General features: G+C 58.1%; 20 protein-coding genes. All 20 read left to right on the top strand.

The genetic code is table 11. The features are described from left to right. The first annotated feature begins 24 nt into the window (after positions 1-24). The 20 genes from ACQZ51_RS21210 (at position 25) to ACQZ51_RS21115 (ending at position 19,356) form a co-directional block, all read left to right on the top strand. A complete protein-coding gene (locus ACQZ51_RS21210; protein ID WP_448780313.1) occupies positions 25-894 on the top strand; it encodes a hypothetical protein in 870 nt (289 codons plus the stop codon). A gap of 32 nt (positions 895-926) precedes the next feature. Next, positions 927-1,142: a hypothetical protein gene (locus ACQZ51_RS21205; RefSeq protein WP_448780311.1), complete on the top strand. Its 216-nt coding sequence runs from the start codon at positions 927-929 to the stop codon at positions 1,140-1,142. 140 nt (positions 1,143-1,282) lie between these two features. Further along, positions 1,283-1,942, top strand: coding sequence for a hypothetical protein (locus tag ACQZ51_RS21200; RefSeq protein ID WP_448780309.1), 660 nt, complete (start codon positions 1,283-1,285; stop codon positions 1,940-1,942). Between the two features lie 49 nt (positions 1,943-1,991). Continuing rightward, positions 1,992-3,215: a phage terminase large subunit gene (locus ACQZ51_RS21195; RefSeq protein WP_448780307.1), complete on the top strand. Its 1,224-nt coding sequence runs from the start codon at positions 1,992-1,994 to the stop codon at positions 3,213-3,215. A 55-nt stretch (positions 3,216-3,270) separates the two neighbouring features. After that, on the top strand, positions 3,271-4,905 hold the full coding sequence (locus tag ACQZ51_RS21190; RefSeq protein ID WP_448780305.1) for a hypothetical protein: 1,635 nt from the start codon (positions 3,271-3,273) through the stop codon (positions 4,903-4,905). Between the two features lie 96 nt (positions 4,906-5,001). Next, complete coding sequence (locus ACQZ51_RS21185) at positions 5,002-5,934, top strand: DUF6651 domain-containing protein (RefSeq protein WP_448780303.1); 933 nt, start codon at positions 5,002-5,004, stop codon at positions 5,932-5,934. 148 nt (positions 5,935-6,082) lie between these two features. Continuing rightward, positions 6,083-6,982: a major capsid protein gene (locus ACQZ51_RS21180; protein ID WP_448780301.1), complete on the top strand. Its 900-nt coding sequence runs from the start codon at positions 6,083-6,085 to the stop codon at positions 6,980-6,982. Positions 6,983-7,058: 76 nt separating this feature from the next. Continuing rightward, entirely contained in the window at positions 7,059-7,628 is a 570-nt protein-coding gene (locus ACQZ51_RS21175) for a hypothetical protein (protein WP_448780300.1), read from the top strand. A gap of 1 nt (position 7,629) precedes the next feature. Next, positions 7,630-9,000 (top strand): hypothetical protein, encoded by a 1,371-nt coding sequence (locus tag ACQZ51_RS21170; protein WP_448780298.1) that lies wholly within the window; start codon positions 7,630-7,632, stop codon positions 8,998-9,000. 12 nt (positions 9,001-9,012) lie between these two features. Further along, positions 9,013-9,723 (top strand): hypothetical protein, encoded by a 711-nt coding sequence (locus tag ACQZ51_RS21165; RefSeq protein ID WP_448780296.1) that lies wholly within the window; start codon positions 9,013-9,015, stop codon positions 9,721-9,723. Between the two features lie 4 nt (positions 9,724-9,727). Continuing rightward, positions 9,728-10,564: a hypothetical protein gene (locus ACQZ51_RS21160; protein ID WP_448780294.1), complete on the top strand. Its 837-nt coding sequence runs from the start codon at positions 9,728-9,730 to the stop codon at positions 10,562-10,564. Then, complete coding sequence (locus tag ACQZ51_RS21155; RefSeq protein WP_448780292.1) at positions 10,561-11,322, top strand: hypothetical protein; 762 nt, start codon at positions 10,561-10,563, stop codon at positions 11,320-11,322. Before ACQZ51_RS21160 ends, ACQZ51_RS21155 begins: the two co-directional genes overlap by 4 nt. Continuing rightward, complete coding sequence (locus ACQZ51_RS21150; protein ID WP_448780290.1) at positions 11,309-11,656, top strand: hypothetical protein; 348 nt, start codon at positions 11,309-11,311, stop codon at positions 11,654-11,656. The genes ACQZ51_RS21155 and ACQZ51_RS21150 overlap by 14 nt, the downstream gene beginning before the upstream one ends. Beyond that, on the top strand, positions 11,653-12,138 hold the full coding sequence (locus ACQZ51_RS21145; protein ID WP_448780289.1) for a hypothetical protein: 486 nt from the start codon (positions 11,653-11,655) through the stop codon (positions 12,136-12,138). The genes ACQZ51_RS21150 and ACQZ51_RS21145 overlap by 4 nt, the downstream gene beginning before the upstream one ends. After that, positions 12,135-12,551, top strand: a complete 417-nt coding sequence (locus ACQZ51_RS21140) for a minor capsid protein (protein ID WP_448780287.1) — start codon at positions 12,135-12,137, stop codon at positions 12,549-12,551. The genes ACQZ51_RS21145 and ACQZ51_RS21140 overlap by 4 nt, the downstream gene beginning before the upstream one ends. Positions 12,552-12,670: 119 nt before the next feature. Next, positions 12,671-13,501 (top strand): hypothetical protein, encoded by an 831-nt coding sequence (locus ACQZ51_RS21135; protein ID WP_448780285.1) that lies wholly within the window; start codon positions 12,671-12,673, stop codon positions 13,499-13,501. Between the two features lie 94 nt (positions 13,502-13,595). Continuing rightward, complete coding sequence (locus tag ACQZ51_RS21130; protein WP_448780284.1) at positions 13,596-13,949, top strand: hypothetical protein; 354 nt, start codon at positions 13,596-13,598, stop codon at positions 13,947-13,949. A gap of 50 nt (positions 13,950-13,999) precedes the next feature. Next, positions 14,000-14,302, top strand: coding sequence for a hypothetical protein (locus tag ACQZ51_RS21125; RefSeq protein WP_448780282.1), 303 nt, complete (start codon positions 14,000-14,002; stop codon positions 14,300-14,302). A 27-nt stretch (positions 14,303-14,329) separates the two neighbouring features. Then, positions 14,330-19,003 carry a tape measure protein gene (locus ACQZ51_RS21120; protein ID WP_448780281.1) on the top strand — a complete coding sequence of 1,558 codons (4,674 nt, stop codon included), beginning with the start codon at positions 14,330-14,332 and terminating at the stop codon, positions 19,001-19,003. Further along, complete coding sequence (locus tag ACQZ51_RS21115; protein WP_448780280.1) at positions 19,003-19,356, top strand: phage tail protein; 354 nt, start codon at positions 19,003-19,005, stop codon at positions 19,354-19,356. The genes ACQZ51_RS21120 and ACQZ51_RS21115 overlap by 1 nt, the downstream gene beginning before the upstream one ends. Positions 19,357-19,370: the final 14 nt, after the last annotated feature.

The raw sequence follows: 19,370 nt of genomic DNA, 5'->3' as shown, positions 1-19,370 counted from the left end.
CACAGGAGCTCGAGGGCAGCGACCATGAGCATGACTGACATCGAGACACACATCGAGCGTCACGCGAGCCCTCGAGCTTCTTTCGCGCTTGCGGATGAAATGTTCGTTGAGCGCGGATCCAAGGCCGATTGGGAGCTTCTCCACGATCTGCACTACAAGGCAGAAGGACTTCCGATCGGACCGCAGTTCTGGAAGCTGACACTCAAGGGTCAAACCATTGGCGTGCTGGTCATCGGTCAGCCGAAGGGAATGCTGCGAGAGCGGCACATCGTATTCCCGCGCCTGGCGCCAGGCTCCGGCGAGACCAGGCTGACCAACACCAACCGCTATCACTACATCAACGCCAACTTCCGCGTCGTCTCGCGGTTCGTGATCGACACCATGTATCGTGGCATCGGCGCTGGCTACCGGATGATGAACCTGGTCGGCCGGATGGATGGTCACCAGTTCATTGAGATCCAGTCCTCGATGTCGAAGTTCAATGCGTTCGGTCAGAAGGCAGGCTTCAAGTTCGTGCGACCGATGAACGCCAACAAGTTCGACGCCGGCATGAAGTTCTTCCGGGCCCACTTCAAGGCCAGCCCGCAGGATTTTGAAGCGATCGTCGCCGAGATCATGGGCTCGCCCAATCCGGAAGCGCTCACTCAGGCAGCCCGCGAATTCTACCAGAAGAACTCCGCGCTGGAGAACACAGGCTCGAGCCGCGATCGTGCAGATGCCCGTGTCGCTGCGATGGATGCGCGTGACGTGATCAAGGGTATTCAGCAAATGAGCCTGGCTTCTCCGATGTATGGCATCTGGAAGAACCCGGATCTGGGTCGCACCGATATGCCGGAGCGCATTCCTCTAACTGCGTTCGACCGCCAGGCGCCGACGGAAAGGTTCAAGCTGTGAAGCCTCGCCGGACAGAGAAGCAGAAGATCCTGATGGGTATGATCTTGAAGGCAGCAGGGGAGGGCGAATACCTGACCACGAAGGATCTTCATGAGAGGATTCCTTACGAGGCATCCTATGGTGCTGTCCGGATCTCTGTCAGGTTTTTGGTAGAGCAGGGGATGCTCCAGCGCAGAGACGCCGGACGGTTTACCCATCTTGTTCCGACTTTGCTGGCATTCGACTGGTATCGTCCGGAGAGTAGCTAATCCCGTCCATCTGTTGTCTATTATATTATAATCATGTAAGTAAGTATTTATATATAGACGACGAACGGACGGGAATGCACACTTCATGAGCGAGAACCACGCCGGGGAACATAAGTAAACGTTTACTTACAGGATATCAAATGAGTGACGCAGAAGGCGAAGACAAGACGAAGGAAGGCTCCGGCGACGGCGCACGCCTTTCTGATGCTGATTTCGCTGAAATCCGTGAACTGTATGAGCTGGGTAAAAGCGGAATCACAGACCTGTCCGAAACCTACGGTGTTTCGCGCCAGGCACTGTCTCGGCGTTTTAAGAAGGCTGGAGTAACACGCGGCTCTCGGGCGCACGAAGTCGCAGCGGCAACGAAGACGGCTGTTGCAAGCGCACCCTCGGCGTCTACAGCTGCTGCCATCGAGCGGTTCGCGGACAAGCGTGCTGACTGGATTGAAGAGACGCGGTTGAACGGCGTTGCTGCGCTGAAGCAGGCGTCGATGATCGCCCGAAAGATCGTGCTCGACAATCTGAAGGCCGGCAATGCCATGGCGGTCGTTGATGATGACCTGAAGGCAGTCCAGCGCTTCAACAAGATCCTGGTCGACAATATCGGTGCTGCGCTCAACCTGCTGCGTGCCAATGACCACACCGACGAGGAAGATCTGCCGAGCCTGACGCTTGAGGATCTGACCAACGAAGAAATTCTGAACCACCACAAGGCGACCGGCGCAATGCCGGAAGACTCCACTGTCGAGGACATGCTGGCTGAAAGTGCCGACATTGAGATCGAGGGTCTTAATGGCTGAGCCCGGCAAGAATCATAGCCTCAAGCTCCACCGCTTGCAGAAGGTTGTCATGAACGACAACCATCGCTTCCGCGTGGTCGTGGCTGGGCGACGTTGGGGCAAGACCCAGGTATCCAAGATCTCCCTGGTCAAGGCAGCCGCGGTCAAGAAGTCCCAGCTGGTCTGGTATGTGGCTCCGACCTATCAGATGGCCCGCGACATTATGTGGGATGATCTCAAGCTCTCGCTTCCGAAGGCGTGGTGCAAGAAGATCAACGAAACCCGTATGGCGATCCACCTGGTCAACGGCTCCAGGATCCACTTGAAGGGTGCCGACAAGCCTGACTCCCTTCGTGGTGTCGGTCTGCACTTCGTCGTTATCGATGAGGCTCAGGATATCCGCGAGGAGACCTGGGAAGAAGTTCTCATGCCGACGCTCGCCACGACAAACGGCCGGGCGATCTTCATTGGCACGCCAAAGTCCTACAATTGGCTCTATCATCGCTACATGCTGGGTCAGCGTGGTCAGGAAGTCCTCGACCACCGTAAGCGCCTGGTCGCCAATGAATGGATGAGCTGGCAGTTTCCGACGATCTCGTCGCCCTTTATCCCGCGCAAGGAAATCGAGGCGCGTCGTCGCGACATGGACCCACGCTCCTTCCGCCAGGAGTTCGAGGCGTCCTTCGAGACCATGAGTGGCCGCGTCTACTACCCGTTCGATCGTGATGAGCATCTGAAGGATTGCCCGTTCAATCCGCAGCTGCCGATCTACGTCGGCATGGACTTTAACATTGACCCGATGTCGTGCGTCATCATCCAGGAGCAGCCGTCGGGTGAAATCTGGGTGGTCGATGAGGTCGTCATGTATGGCTCCAATACGCAGGAGGCTGCCGATGAGCTGTCCAAGCGCTACTGGCGCTACTTCAAGCAGATCACGATCTTCCCGGACCCGGCTGGCGACAACCGAAACAACGGCCGCGGCGAGACCAACCTCGAGATCCTGCGCGACACTGGCTTCAAGAATATCCAGTTCAAGCGCAAGCACCCGGCTGTTCAGGACCGCGTGAACTCCGTCAATCGCCTGTTGCGCACAGCTGAGGGCGAAATCCGGCTGTTCATCGATCGCACCAAGTGCCGGAAGTTCGTGGATAGCCTCGAGCAGACCATCTACAAGGAGGGCTCTCGCGAAGTCGATAAGACGCTCGGGACTGAGCACGCAGCAGATGCGTTCGGCTATTATTCTGACCTGCGACACCCCATGAAGAAGATCAACATTCTGGGTGTCTCGATTTAGGCTTGATTGTAAGTAAGTGTTTACTTACAATAGGCGTCTTAACACAGGAATTATGATGGCTATTTCGGAAAACGACGAACTGAGGAGCTTCTACGACCGGCGACACCCGGCGTATGCGGAGCTTATCTCGCATTGGCGCTTTCTGGATGCTGCACACCGCGGCGGCCGTCAGTGGTTCGACAGCAATATCTTCCGCTATTTCAAGGAAGGTGACGGCGAGTTCGCACAGCGCCTCCAGCGCGCCTATCGTTTCAATCACACCCGCGAAGTCGTCGAGCTTGTTCAGAAGTATCTGTTCAAGGGCGAGATCACGCGCAACACCTCCGATGCACCTGATATCGTCAACCGCTTCTGGAAGAAGGCTACCAAGGGTGGCGCTTCCGTTGAGCAGCTGATGCGCCTGGTATCCGTCACCAATTCGGTCGGCGGTCGCTGCGGCATCGTGGTCGATAACAATTTCCGGGCTGAAGTCGAGGTCATGGGCTCGTCTGACGACAAGCCCGTCATGCGCGCCGTTTCGATCGCCGAGGCCAAGGAGCAGAAGTTCCAGATCTACGCCTACACGGTTCCGGTCAAGGATCTGCTCGACTATGCCTATGACGAAGATGGCGACGGCGAGCTGCTGTGGGTAAAGATCCGCGAGATTGTCCGTGACGACAAGGATCCGATCTACTCGTCTGGTGAGCTGCACGAGCGCGTGCGCCTTTGGACCCGTGAAGGCTGGTTCCTTTATGAAGAGGTGCCAACCACAGAGAATTTCGTTCGTGGCGGCAAGCGCGTTCCAAAGACACGCATCGAGCTACAGGATTACGGCCAGCACTCGCTCGGCTTCGTCCCGGTCTATCTCGCCGATCATACGATCGTGGAAGATACATATCGCCCGTCGGGCCTGATTGACGACATCGCCTACCTCGACCGCGCGGTCGCGAACTACCTGTCCAACCTGGATGCGATCATCCAGGACCAGACGTTCTCGCAGCTTGCGATCCCGACCCAGGCTGTCCAGGCCGGCGACGACACCTTCAACAAGGTGCTCGAAATGGGCACCAAGCGCATCTTTACCTACGACGCGGGGCAGGGGTCTGCAAAGCCAGAATACCTGTCGCCCGATCCCAAGCAGGCAGGCGTCATCTTGTCGGTGATCAATAAGATCATCAACGAGATCTACCACACCATCGGCCTGGCTGGTGAGCGCACCAAGGAAGACAACGCCGTCGGCATCGACAACTCGTCGGGTGTCGCCAAGGCATACGATTTCGAGAGGGTCAATTCTCTGCTCCTGGCGAAGGCTCAGTCCTGCCAGAACGCCGAGAACTGGATGGTTCGCACCGTGCTCGCATGGGCCGGCGAAGAACCTCCGGAAGACAACCTCGTCACCTATCCGTCCACGTTCGACATCATGGGTCTGAACGATGAGCTTGTAACCGCCGAGGCACTGGCGAAGCTCGTTGCTCCGATCGAGGTGCGCCGTGAACAGATGCGCAATGTCATCGACAAGATTTTCCCGCAGCTGAAGGCCGAGATCCGCAAGAAGCTCGAGGCTGACATCGACAAGTGGCTGGAGGGCACTGACGAGTTGCTTCCCCCAACCACGATCGGCGCCGCCAAGTCTCCCGCTGCGCCCAACCGCCAAGGCTCCGTAACGTCCACGACCCCGGCACGCTCAACGACCAAGACCGCTGCCAAGTAACCGGCACGCCTGACACCGAATACCCGCTCGAGACACTGAGCGATCCCGAACTACGCCTACCCGCAAACGACCGAGATACTGGTCAAGGAGACTGAAATGAAGACCACTACGTCCACGCCTGCTGTCGGCCACCGCGCATCCTCGATGAAGATCCCCGGAATGCCACAGATCATGTTCGCGCCTGAAGATGGCACGGGCACACCTGACGCCGCAGCTGTTGCTGCCGCTGAAGCCGCTGCTGCAAAGGCCGCTGAAGACACTGCTGCCGAGGAAGCTCGCGCTGCAAAGGAACTGGAAGACGCCGAAGCTGCCGCTGCGCTCGCAGCCGACTCCGGTAAGGACGCCGCTGCCCTGGCCGCTGAAAAGCGTGACCTGCTGCGCGAAGTCATGGATAAGAAGACCAAGCTGAAGGACGCTACCGCTGCTGCCGCTGCTGCTTCCGCCAAGCTCAAGGAATACGAAGGCATTGATGTCGCCAAGTATCGTGAGCTGGTCCAGAAGGAAAAGGACGCTGAGACTGCCGCTGCTGAAGCTCGCGGTGACTTTGAGCGCGTCAAGACCATGATGGCTGAAGAGCACGCAAAGGGCGTGAAGACGCTCCAGGAGCAGATCGATGATCTGACCAAGCAGCTCGGAACCCGCGACACGACCATCAACGACCTGACTGTCGGCAATGATTTTGGCTCCTCGAGCTTTATCAAGGACTCTTTGACGCTCACTCCGAACAAGGCACGTCAGCTTTACGGCGCTCACTTCGAGGTCGAGAACGGCCAGACCGTTGCCTATGACAAGCCTGCTGGCAAGGCAAACCGCACCAAGTTTGTGGACGCCTCCGGCAATGCCCTGTCATTCGATGAGGCTTTCAAGCGCATTGTTGACGCGGATCCGGACAAGGAATCTCTTTTGAAGGCGAAGGTAAAGGAAGGCTCGAATTCGAATTCGAACCAGAGCAAGACGCCGCCTAAGCCGGTCACGACCGGTCTGTCTGGTGTCGATCGCATCCGCGCGAGCTTCGAAAAGCAGGGCTAATCGCCCGCGAAATTCCATTATAGCGAAAATGTAAGCGGATGCTTACTTTTTTCCTTGCTATATTGCCCGTCATTGCACTATTGTAAGTAAGTATTTACTTACATGGCCTAAGACGGGCCATTTGCATATAAACAAGGAGACTACACGTATGCCGCTTCTGATGACCGAAGCCGCAAAGCTGGCAGAAGATGACCGTCAGCGCGGCATTATCGAGGAACTCCTCGACAAGGACGAATTCTTCGCTCTGGTTCCTTTCGTGAAGGCCAAGGACGACACGTTCAGCTATACCCGCGAACTCGAACTGCCGAGCGCTGGCTGGATCGATCCTTACGACGACATCGAAGAATCGACTGGTAAGGTCGAGAACGTCTCCACCAAGATCAAGATCATGGCTGGTCAGTTCGACATCGCCAAGTTCATTTCCGAAGTTAAGGCGGATATGTATGACCAGATCGCCGTCCAGGCGAAGTTTAAGATCAAGGCCGTCGGTCGCGATTTCAAGAACGTTCTGATCAACGGTGACACGACTGCGAACGCCAAGACCTTCGACGGCCTGCGCAAGCTGACTGTTGCTGATCGCACGCTCTCTGCCGGCGTGAACGGTGCTGCTCTTTCCTACTCCGCTCTTGACGAACTCAAGGATGCTGTGCCTCTCGGCGCCGACTTCCTGATGATGCGCTCCGAGACTTGGCGCGTGATCCGCGAACTCAATCGTCTGCATGGCGGCAATACTGCCGAAATGATGATGGTCGAGAACTTCGGCGGTGCAATGCGCTTCTACGATGGCACGCCCGTCATCATCAACGACTACATCGAAAAGACTGAAGTCCAGGGCACGAACACCAAGACGACTTCCATCTACGCGGTTCGCGCCAACGAAGTCGATGGCTTCCACGGTCTGTGGGCTGGTGACGCAGCTGGTATTCGCCTTGAGGAAATCGGCACTCACTTCAACAAGGACAGCAATCGCTGGCGCGTTAAGTGGTATTGTGGTGCGGCTCTGCGTGCGACCCACGCCGTTGCGAGACTGAAGGGTATTCAGATCTAATCTTGTAAGTAAACATTTACTTACGTATAGTGGGCAGGAAGCAATTCCTGCCCATTTTTCATTTTCTGGAGAAGACATGCCCTACATCAAGCTTACGAAGGCGAGTTTCGCCAACCTGACCGGGCAGCTTCCCGGTAAGAACTTCCGAGGTGTCGATTTCAAGAACGGCGTCTCCGTCAAGAACCTTCCAATAGCAGTCGCCGACAAGTTCGCAGCCCAGCTCGAGGGCACGATGCTGTGCAATGCCTCTGGTGCCGTCTCCGGCCCGGCTGGTTCCTTTCATCGCAAGACTACCATCAGCCTGCCGGATACAGACTGGCCGCGCTCTGTCGGTGGTATTGCTGAAGGTGCAGACAGCGCTCGTGTCAAGACGATTGACACCCTGACTCATGACCTCAGCATCGCTGACTTCGGCATGATCCTCGATTTCCAGGTTGGCACGAAGATTACGGTGCCAGCTTCGCTTCCGGCGGCCTTCCAGTGCGCGCTTCGCCAAGGTGGTGAAGATCAGGTTGAAGTGATTGCAGGACAGGACGCCGTTCTTGAAGAGATCGATGGCAAGTTCAAGTCTGAAAAGCGCCTGTCGGTTCTGACGCTCATTCGCTTCCCGGATGGCAAGTTCCAGCTCGTCGGCAGGACCGCCTAATATGAAGCTGCTTGGCTTGCTCCTCGCATCGGTAGCTGCAATCGGAAGCGTCATTACGCCTCCGATTGACCCGCCTATTGACCCACCAATCGAGCCGCCCGCGCCTGTGATTTACCCGTTGCAGATCGCATCGTCTCGCGGTGAACTGATGGCGCTAGAGAGTGGCGCACGCACGGCTGCCAATCTGAAGCAGACCGCACGCACTCGCCATTACACCGGCACCCAGCCGCTCACCGAATTGCGCGTCTGCTTTGCGGGCTACTTTGTAGACACCGCTACCTCTGCGAACTTCTGGACCTGCATCGAGCGTGACGCTGCCAACGGCCACATCATCCGCTGTAACGTCGAGATCTACGGTGTTTCCGTCCAGGTGACGTTCTCTGGCTTGCGTGACGGCATCGTCCCGGCTGGTGATCCTTGCTATATGTCAGACCCGATCTATCCGGCTCAGTTCGGCCTGGAATTCTTTGCGCCAAATACCGAGTTCTGGCTGCGCGCTGAACGCCAGTATGCCGTCGGCGCGTCCACCATGTTTCATCAGTCCGTTACCAGCACAACGGCGATCACTGGTGAACGCTTCTTCGCAGGCTCTGCATCTGCACCTTCTCAGCTCGATGCGACTGGTGAAATGACCACGACTGGTGGCTGGTCTGCGCAGGCCCACCTCTGGTTCCCGCTCGCATTCCTCGGTCGCCCGACCAAGAAGATGATGGCCGTCATCACGCTCGGCGCGTCGATCGAAAACGGCGTTGGCGATGGTTACGGTGATGGTCTCAACGGCTCCGGCGGTTACATGCGCAAGATGCTCGCCAATGTCTTCGGTAAGAAGATTGCTCGCCTGCACTTGGCAAAGTCTGGCGAGACGGCGAAGTCCTTCCTCGCCAACTCTGCCAAGCGTCGCGTCATGTATCAGTTCGCCACGCATCTTCTGTCCGGTCACGGCGGTAACGACTTCTCGACCAACGAGACCCGCGAAAACACGCAGATCCGCTGGGATCAGATTTGGGCACTGCGCACGCCGAACATCGTCTGGCAGGAGCATTACGCTCTCTCGGTCAAGTCCAACTCCACTGATGGCTGGGTCACCACTGCAAATCAGACACCGCGTCCTGGCTTCGAAAAGGGCGGTAACTGGCGTGACCCTGCAAACGCATGGTGCGCAGCGCAGGTCGCAGCAAACGACAACCTCGACGCCTTCCGCGATCTGAGCGCGGCCCAGGCTGACGCGACCCGCACGGATATCTGGCGCGGTGACATCGGCAAGCCGTGCGACGACGGAACGCACCCTAACAAGCCTGTTGCCGACGCTATGGCAGCGGCCAACTCCAATCACCTCGAAACCCTGCGCGCGTCTTACGAAGACGCCGCATAAGGAGAACCTAATATGGAAATGAAGAAGCTCAAGGTCGCAACGTCGCGCATGGCTGGTTACACCGGCGTTCTTGGACCTGTCCGTTTTACGGACGGCGTATCTGATGAATTCTTGCCGCGTCATATCCGCGACCGCATGGCCGCATCAATGGAGTTCATCGAGATCGACGCCGACGGCAGTGAGACACCTGCTGGCGCTCAGTATCGTCTTTTGGTCGATACCCAGGAGCGTGCGCCCAAGATGGATGGCTTGGCACGTCAGACCGAGGCTGAGAAGGCCAAGGAGATCTCCGACAACGTGGTCGCCTCTTCCAAGAAGCTTCCTCCGCTTGAAACCCGTGCAACGCTCGAGGCGCTGGCAGAGAAGTCAGGCATCAAGGGTCTGCGCGAGATCGGCTCCAAGTGGAATGTCAAGCACCGGTCGATCCCGACGCTGATCGAAATGATCCTCGACGCTCAGGAGAAGTCTGTCGCTGCGCGGGACCGCCGCTTGTCCGAGAAGGCAGAGGCAGAGGTTGAGAAGCTCAAGACAACTGCACCTGTCGCCGAGCTGCCGGCCAAGGCACCTGAAGCCGAGATCATCACTCCCGAGCTTCCGCCTGTTCCCGAAGAGGAAGTCGATGAAGTCGTCTCACCTGCCACGTCCAAGGCAGCAGCAGCTCTCAATGCCAAGCTGAAGGCAGCCGCTACCGGCGATCTGTCGGCCGCTGTTTCCGAGGAGTAATCTCTTGAAGTTCTATCCAGAGGACTACAGCGTCGAGGTGATCGTCAACTTCACCGATCTGAATGGAGCGGCCGTTACCCCGACGGCCGTCAACGCCGTTCTGTATGATGGTGAGGACACAGTGCTTGAGGACTTCGGTTCTCTCGAGCTGATGCCTGACGCCACCTCTCAGACGGTCATTGTGCCGGCTGCGCTCAACAGCCTTCCGGATGGTGAACTTCGCGCCGCGCGCATCCTGCGTATCGAATTGGTGACGCCCGCTGGATCTATCCGCCGGGCGCACTCCTACGTCATCGAGTCCGAACAGCGGCTCGAGATTATGACGAACACCTTCCAGTCCTACGAGGCTGCTGAAATCCAGGCGCTTGATGTGCCCAATGTCACCGGCTGGCTCACAGCATCCGAAGATCAGCGCAAGGCAGCCCTTGTTGAAGCATTCCGCCGCGTCACGCAGATCCCGATGAAGTTCACCATCTATGGTCCCAACAGCGCTCTGTCTAGCACCGGCTGGCGTCCCGACTGGAACTCTGTCGCGCCACGCGAGATCCTCGAAGAGCAGATCATCACCCGCGATGGGTGGGAGGAGGTTACGGCTGAACTCTATTCCGGCTTCCCGACCAAGTTCAAGAAGGCACTGCGCCGGGCACAGTTCATGGAAGCCAATGAAATGCTCCAGGGCGACACCGTCGGTCAGAAGCATCGTTCCGGCATTGTCACCGAGACCATCGGTGAGAGCTCTGTCACGCTGCGCGCCGGTCGCGTCGATTACGGCGTGTCGTCACAGACCTTGCAGGCGCTTGTCGGCCACGTCTATTTCAACATGAGGACTGTGCGCGCTTGATCCCTTACACCCTCTCCCATTACGCCGACCAGGCGGCCGAGCGCTACAGGCATCTGACGGATGCCTGGCAGCACCTCTACAGCCGTGCGCTATCGTCGCCCGACTTTGGCACCGGTGGTCAGATCCAGGCTGTCGTCGCCGAGGCCTATCAGATCGCCCAGAGCTATCTTGACAGTGAAGGCGATGCGATCGCATCCCAGCTTCACGAAATCGCTGTAGAAGCTCAGGGGCTCGCAAAGCGCAAAATTGCTGACAGTGACGACGATTTGCTCGCGATCGACGCCCAGACGCACCTCAGCGAGTCTCAGCGCTATATCCGCGATGAGATTGTCGCTCAGATCAATCGCGACATTGCAAACATTCGTCAGACGCTTCAGCGGGCAGTGCTTGATGTGTCGATGCTGGCCCGAACACGCCGACTAAACACCCGAGCCGCCGTCGTGACCTGGCGCATGACTACGGATGAAGCCGTCAACTTCGCTTTCACCGATCGCCGCTCGCATCGCACGCCGTCTGCCAAGTTCATTCGCGGGCTGTGGCGTCAGACAATGCTGTCGGTTCACAACGAAACGACCCTGATGACGATCGCCGACCACGGGCTCAACCAGGCTGCCGTCCTCAAGCTCGAAGAGGGTGTCGAGATCCACGTCGATACGATTTGGCTGGACGGGCAGGGCACCTCGTATTCGGACATTCGCGTCGGTCTCTTCCACCCTAATTCCAACGCCTATTTGGGAGTTCTCGATGTTTCAGCCTAACCAGATCGGCAAGCTCTCCCGGCTGACCGGCCGCGACGTTCATGCTCGTGAAATCTATGGCGAACCGATGGACTGCCCGTTCGGCGCTGTGAACCTCGATGTCGGTTCGCAGAAGACCAACGTGCGCGCCGATAGCTCTGCCTCACGCGGAGCCGCCGATGAAATCGCAACAATGCGCGCCAAGATCCTCGTCTCGCCGCTCATCACGATTGGAATTGGCGACCGCTTCCAGTTCGACAACATCACCTACCGGATCCAGTCCAAGCACACCCGTCGCTCGGTCATGGGCGGCGTGGATCACTTTGAGTGCTCAATGGAGATCGTGCCGGCATGAAGGGCAACATTCGCGCCACCAATTTCCAGAAGGTGAAGATCGAGCTGCGCAATCTGGCGACCAGAGTGCCAGAAGCCGCGCGCAAGGTTATGCACAAGTCTGCCGACGAGATTGTCAGGGTCGCCAAGATCCAGGCACCGCGCGATTGGGGCAACCTGGAGAACGCCATTAAGCAGCTCTCCAGCTATGGCGACCGTGGGCGGCTGCAGATTGATATCGGGATCTCGCCTGATGGCAACGAAACGGGTGAGAACGGCCCGATCGATGTGAACCAGTATGCGGTCCTGATCCATGAGAATTACGAGAACGTCATTCGCGTGAATGGCCCCGGCAAGGAGACGCGCAAGAAGATGCGCCAGTATCCAAAGTATCGGATCGGCTCCGGGTTTCTCACGCGCGCCGCGATGGCCGAGCAGAAGAAGATCCAGCCGCAGATGATTTCGACCATAGATCAGATTATCCTTGAGGAGACCACCACATGATTTTCGACATTCTCGGCAAGAAGCTGGCCGCCGCAGGTCTCGTCACAACCGGCGAGTCCCTGTTCTTCAACGACATGCCTGGTGAATGCGTCGTCGGTGTTATGATGCGCACGCCGCTTCAGGGTATCGACATCGACCCGTTCATCGAGGGATGGCATAAGACGCCGCTCCAGATCATCACGCGCCATACCGACCCTGTCGATGGTGAAGCTTTGGCGAACGCAGTCTGTAAGGCACTGATCGTTGAGAGCCCGGAGCGTTACGAGGCGACCGATGAGCGCGGCCCGGCGCACATCAATGTCTTCTACCCTCAGACCTACCCGATCCGCTTTCCGCGTCTCGAGGGTAACGGCCTGGAGTGGTCGCAGCACTTCACCACGGCATTCGGGATCGTTCCCGCCTGGAAGCAGTGATCTAGTTGTAAGTAAACACTTACTTTTTAGGTTGCTATGTCAAGCCTAAATGCGTTATTGTAAGTAAATGCTTACTTACATCGTTCATTCTGAATGATGCGCATCAAAGGAGATACCGCATGGCCTCGTCCACCGAGAACGTAAAGCTCGGCGTGTGCAGCGTTCTTTTCGACGGAGTTGACCTTGGTTTCACCAAGGGCGGCGTCGAAGTTGAAGTTGCCACGTCCACGCACGAAGTAACCGTCGATCAGCTGGGCGACACCCCTATCGATGAAATCATTACCGGCCGCACGGTCCAGGCGACTGTTCCGCTCGCTGAAACGACCCTCGACAACCTGGTTGCCATTATGCCTGGCTCCGAACTCGTTTCGGACGGCGCAAAGGCTTCTGGCTCTGTCACGTTTTCCACTGCTGCCCCTGTCAACGGCGACAAGGTGACGATCGCTGGCGTGGACTTTACGTTCAAGACCGTGCCCGTCACGATCAACGACATGGACATTCCGGCGACGATCGCTGCGGCTGCTGCTGCGCTTGCGATCAAGATCAACGCTTCGGTTATCTCCTACACGGCTGTTGCTGTTGGCCCCGTGGTCACGATCACTGGCAAGAACCGCGGTGCGGATCATAACGGCCCGATCGCCAAGACTGTTGCCACTGCCGCCAACGTTACGACTGTTCCGCTCACCGGCGGCGTCGATAGCACGAAGGCAAAGGTTGCTGTCTCCACCGGCGTTAACACGTCGCTCCTGAAGCTTGCGAAGACTCTCGTCCTGCGCCCCAAGGGCACAAACGGCGAAGACGACTTCACCATCCTGCGCGCGATGTGCCCTGGTGCGATGAACTTCGCCTACCAGTTCGACAACGAGCGCGTCTTCAACTCCGTCTTCAAGGGCTACGCTGGCGCAGATGCCAGCCTCTTCGTGGTCGGCGACGTAACTGCCACCGCCTAATAGCGGTTCAAAGTTCCCTCCAGCTGGCCGGCGACCCATCCACGGGCGTCGGCCTTCTTTTTCCAAATAACTCCTCTCAGTGAAAGAGTGTCCCATGACCAAGATTATCAATTTCGACAGCCTCGTTAAGGAACCCCTCGTCATCGTCGTTATCGACGGCGTGAAGCATCCGATGGCAGAGGCCACGGTCGAAACCTTCATCCAGAACATGAAGGCAGTCGAGGCACTTGGCCTGGACGCATCCCCGATCGCGGAGATTGAAGTAGGCGTGGGAATCATCACTCGCGCATTCCCGACGCTCACTGAAGACCAGGTGCGCAAGTGGACACTGTCGCAGATCCAGAACCTCTCCGAGATCGCCCGTGGCGTGAACGGTGAAGTGGTTTCGACTGACGAACAGGAAGTCGCGGACGCAAACGCCTCGGGAAACGTCCAGCCGGCGAGCTAGTCGAACTGGACATCGGATACCTGTTTGCCAAGTGCCTTCAGGTCTACGGAATGTCCGTCAACGATCTCATGGCGCTCAGTGTGAAGCGCTTCTGGTTCCTCGCCAACCAGATCGACAGGATTGAGGCGGCCGATCGCCTCAATCAGATGGAAATGCTGGCCTCCGTGACCTCCCAGGAGGGCTACAAGATGGTCAGCGAGAAGCTCGTGAAGACTGTTGGTCAGGTCTACGTCTGGAAGCCCCACACGCCAAAGGTGCTCGTGGTCGATCCTGACACCGGTCTTGATCCTGAGTTCGATAGGGCGGGTCTACAGGCACTGAAGGCTCGCGTTTCTAGCGGCCGCGTGATGTAAGTAAACACATACTTAGGATTGGTTTAAATGAGCACTATTCGCGTTGAACTCCAGCTGGCCGACGGTTCGTTTACGACCGGAATGCTGCGCGCCGGCCAGAGCGTCAACGAGTTTAACCAGCAGCTCATCCGAACCAATCCTCGGCTTGCCGCTCTGGCCTCACATAGTGGCTCGATCGTCACTGGTATGGCGAAGGCTGACGGCGCCACCAAGGGCTTCCTCTCCACTTTGCGCGACGTGTCGATTGTCACCGGTCTGGTGTCGATGGGTATCGGCGCGATCTCTCAGGTATCGAACGGCTTCGTCGGTCAGATCATCAAGGTCAACGCCGAAATGGAGCGCCTGACCTATCAGATGAAGGCCATGTCTACGGCCAAGGATCCGTTCGCGGATGCCACACGTAGCGTCAATTATCTCCGCGAGCAGGCAAAGCAGATGCCGTTCGCGATGAGCACTATCACCAACGCATTCGTAAAGCTGAAGGTTACGGGCACCGATCCTATGAATGGATCCCTGCGCGCCCTGGCTGACGGTATCGCGTCCTTCGGTGGCGACGATCAGGCGTTCAACCGTGTCGTCATGGGTATCACCCAGATGTCGGGTAAGTCCGTCATCCAGATGGAAGAAATGCGTCAGCAGCTCGGCGAATCCATGCCTGCGGCCATGCAGCTCATGGCGCGTTCCATGGGTGTTTCCATTGCAGAGCTGACCAAGGCGATCTCGACCGGTCGTGTCGAAAGCAAGCGCTCGCTTGACGGCTTCTATCAGGAGCTCGAGCGCTCCTATGGCGGCGCTGCCCAGCGTATGATGCAGACGTTCTCCGGTCAGGTGTCGCAGCTCTATACGAACCTGCAGAATCTTGCGACCAACGAAGGCGGCCGAGGCTTCTTCGATCAGGTCAAGACGCAGCTCATCGAGATCAATCAGTTCCTGCAGTCTGACAGCGCCAACAAGTTCGCGACCCAGATGGGACAGGGGCTCTCTACCACCATCGGCTGGATCCGCTCGACCGTCTCGGTCCTGTTTGAAATGCGTCACCTGCTTCAGGATCTTGCAGTCGCCGGAGCTGTCGCATTCGGCGGCATGGCTGTCATTCGCGGTATTGGGACTTTCACGTCTGCGATCGGCACCCTGCGCGCATCATTCGTAGGGGTAGCAGCTCAGGCACAGGCCGCAGCAGCTGCCCATAGCTTCTACACACTGACCGTCAACTCGGGCGCACCTGCGCTTGTGCGCCTGTCTGCGGGTCTGCGTGCGGGCTCTCTCGGCCTGTCTGCGCTAGCGACGGGCTTTGCAGCGGTCGCTCCCTGGGTCGCTGCAATCGGCATCGCCGTCTACACGGCCGGCAACTACTTCGGCTGGTTCTCCAACAAGGTGAAGGAGGGCTACGAAGAGGTCAAGAACTACGGCAATGCCACGCGCGATGAAGTCAAGCGCATGTCGGAAGCTTACGAAAAGCAGCTCGAGGAGCGCCTTCGTCGCGTTCAGAACTCCGGCCGCACGATGAGCCGCTACGACCGCGTAGAGCAGACCAAGGAACTCCAGAAGGAGCTGGCCCAGGTTCGCGCTGACCGCGCTGGTCTCTATCTCTCTGCCGCAAAGCAGGAAGAGGAAAAGGCAATCTCCGCAATGGACCGTCGCATCGAGAACGATGTCGAAGCGGCCCAGAACCGCTACCGCGAAGCGCAGATGAATGCCGAGGAGCATTTTAACAAGCTTCAGGCCGACCGTGCCAAGGACAGCAAGAGCGACGTTGATGTTCAGGAGAACCGAAAGAAGCGGATCCTGGAGATCGCGCAGCAGCAGTCCAAGGAGCTTCAGGATATCTACCTGAAGGAAGAGACAGCTCTCAAGGAAAAGCGCAAGACTGCCGCTGCCAACGAACAGCGGATCCTCGACGCCCAGATCGGCCGTGTCCAGGCCCGCTACCTGGCTGAGGCTGACAACTATCGCAATCTGACCCTGCCGACCGGCGTGCCTCTCACCATGAAGCCCGTTAACGATGACGCTGCGGTCAAGAAGGGCGGTCAGAACCTCGAAAGCCTTCAGGATGATGTCGTCAAGCTGAAGGCTGAAATGTCGGGCGTCTCCGGCGGCGCAGCTGTGATGTGGCAGCAGATCCAGCGCGGTGATTACGGCCAGATCGAAGGCGCGACACAGGCAACCAAGGATCTGCACGCATCGCTGATGGCAGCGGCGACAGAGAAGGAAGTCCTCGACGCTCTGATGAAGGGCGAAAAGAAGGCCATCCAGGATATCGCCACCGTTCGCCAGAATATCCTGAACAAGGAATTCGAGCTGAAGAAGCGCCAGGCCGGCGGCGACGAAATGACCGAAACGGAGGAGCTTCTCCTCAAGCTCGAGGAAGGCTTCTATCCCGGCCTCGGTCCTATCGACAAGATCCGTGAAGCTGTCATGGACGTTACGTCCGCGCTCGACTTGCAGGGCACGACGCTCAATCAGATCGGCACAGTCAGCCGCGAGAACACCTTCGGCACCCAGACTGGCGCCAGCATTGACGCAACGACGGGTAAGCTTGTCACCCTGCGCGATACGCTGGGTGAGATCGGCACTGCGCTGAGTGGTCTGGACTTCAGCCAGATCGGCGCCGGTATGCCGACGAACCTGAATGGCAACTTCCAGAGCGCGATCCAGGGCATGATGGGCTTCTCCGGAATGCCGACCTCCGGATCCAATCTCATGTCCAAGAACATGGGCCAGTTCGGCGATCCGCGCCAGGCCGGCTGGAAGGAACAGAACATCACGTCGATCATGGCCGCAAATGGCATGACCGTGCAGGTTCACAAGGCAGCTGCTGAAGCATTCAAGGGTTTCCTCGATGACCTGGTAGGCTCTGGCTACAAGATCAACAGTCTTGGTGGTCACAACGTGCGCAACAAGCGCGGCGGCACCACGCTGTCCGAGCACGCTTTCGGCAACGCGATCGACATCAATCCCGGCAAGAACCCGATGGGTAAGAACCTCATCACGGATATGCCTGCCAACATTCGTGAAATGGCCGCCAAGTGGGGTCTGTCCTGGGGTGGCGACTGGAAGTCAGTCAAGGACGCCATGCACTTCGAGTGGAAGGGCGGCGTTCAGAACAGCAAGCAGTCTGCTGCACCTGCTTCTCAGCCGCATCCGGGCGCTGGTCTCGGTCTGCCTGCGCTACCGACGTATAACAGCGAAGCAACACTGGCTGCCCAGAACGCGCTGATCGAAGATCGTGCTGCGGCGACGGCGCGCGTCCGTAAGGAAGTCGAAGACCTCAAGACCCGCGAAGATGCCGCCAACACCGGCCTCGATGAGCAGAAGCGCGTCGATTACCTCAACAAGATCGCGGAGAAGACCAAGGCGGTCTCTGCTGAGACTGAAAAGCTCGGCAAGAACGAAGCCCAGCTGGTCAACGATATCACGTCCGGCAGCCTCGGTAAGAACCGCAGCGTCAGCGCTGCTGAATACCAGCCGCTGCTTGCCGCTATGCGCGAGCTTGACCGCATCGAAACCCAGATGGCCGACAAGACGAAGTCCAAGAAGGCTTCCGAGCGCGATCTGGAAAAGCTTGCCGAAGACCGCCTCGAGATCAACCGTCAGATCGCCGAGCAGCAGAAGCTGGCCGCAAATCCCGACTACAAGCCCGAAAGCTCTGCGCTGCGTTCACTGCGCACCCAGCTCGACAGCTACCTCGACAACGTCAAGGCTGCATACGGCGAAGACACAGCTGCCTATCGCGAAGCGCTGGCCTACAAGGCAGCGGCCCTGAATGAGCGCACCACGCTCGATCAGACCACGCAGCGCGCAGCCATGAACGCCCAGACGCGCGAGATCCAGACTGGCCTGATGACGCAGACCCAGGCGCGTGCCGTCATGCGTGACCGTGAACTGGCCGAACTTGATCGTCTCCAGCAGGCTGCGATCCAGAACGCGCAGGCGACCGGTCAGTCCACGCTCCAGATCACTGAAGACTTCGAAGCCGCCAAGGCTGCCGTTCGCGCCAAGTATGCTCAGGAAAGCTCGCCTCTTCAGAAGCAGATGACCGAGTGGCGCGATATCCAGGGACAGATGGCCCAGGCATCCGCCAAGTGGATGGACTCCATGGCCGGTGGCATCACCGACCTCATCATGGGCACCGGCGATCTCAAGTCTGTCATCAACGGCATCCTGAAGGACGTCGTGAACATGGGCGTCAAGTATATGATGTCCACGATGATGCAGGGTAAGGGCGGTGCTACCAGCTCCAAGGGTAGCGGCGGTGGCCTCAAGAAGGCTGCAACGACGGTTGCGACCGGCGGCAAGAAGGGTGGCCTGGTTCCGACGCGCCACACCGGCGGCCTCGTAGGCTCCGGCACGGGCGCTCACAAGTTCGCCACCGGCGCTGCGTTCCTCAATGCACCGAAGTTCCACACCGGCGGCATCATCGGGGGTGGCCTGCTTCCGTCTGAAGTTCCGATCATCGCGCAGAAGGGCGAGGGCGTCTTCACCCCTGAGCAGATGGGCGCAATGGGCGGCTTCATGCAGAACCAGTCGGTCATGGTCAACGCTCCGGTCACGGTCAACGCGTCCGGTGGCACGCCAGAACAGAACAACGACCTGGCAAACAAGATGGCAAAGCAGTTCGACGGAATGATCTCCGGAAAGATTGCCGATGAAATGCGCAAGCAGAGCCGTCCGGGCAACTTTGCAAACTCGAGGAGCCGATAATGGCATTGCCAACCTTTGAACCACCGATCGGTCCCTCGCCTGGAACCGGTCACAAGCCTACGGTCAACCTTTGGGAAGCCGAATTCGGGGATGGCTATTCGCAGTCAACCCCGAAGGGCATCAACCACATCAAGAAGTCTGTCTCGCTCACCTGGGACGTTCTGACGACCGAGCAGATGGAGGAGATCACCGGCTTCTTTGAGCGAATGATGGGCAACAAGCCGTTCTACTACAAGGCGTTCGGCAACACCTCGGCGGTGAAGTGGACGTGCAAGGAGTGGGAGTTTGACACCGACGAAGGTCTTTGGAGCGTCAAGGCGACCTTCATCCAGTCATTCACAAATCAGAAGTAAGTAAATACTTATTT

Source organism: Agrobacterium sp. CG674, from assembly GCF_053521645.1.
Note: the sequence above shows the minus strand (reverse complement) of the source record. Positions and strands in the feature narration are given on the sequence as shown.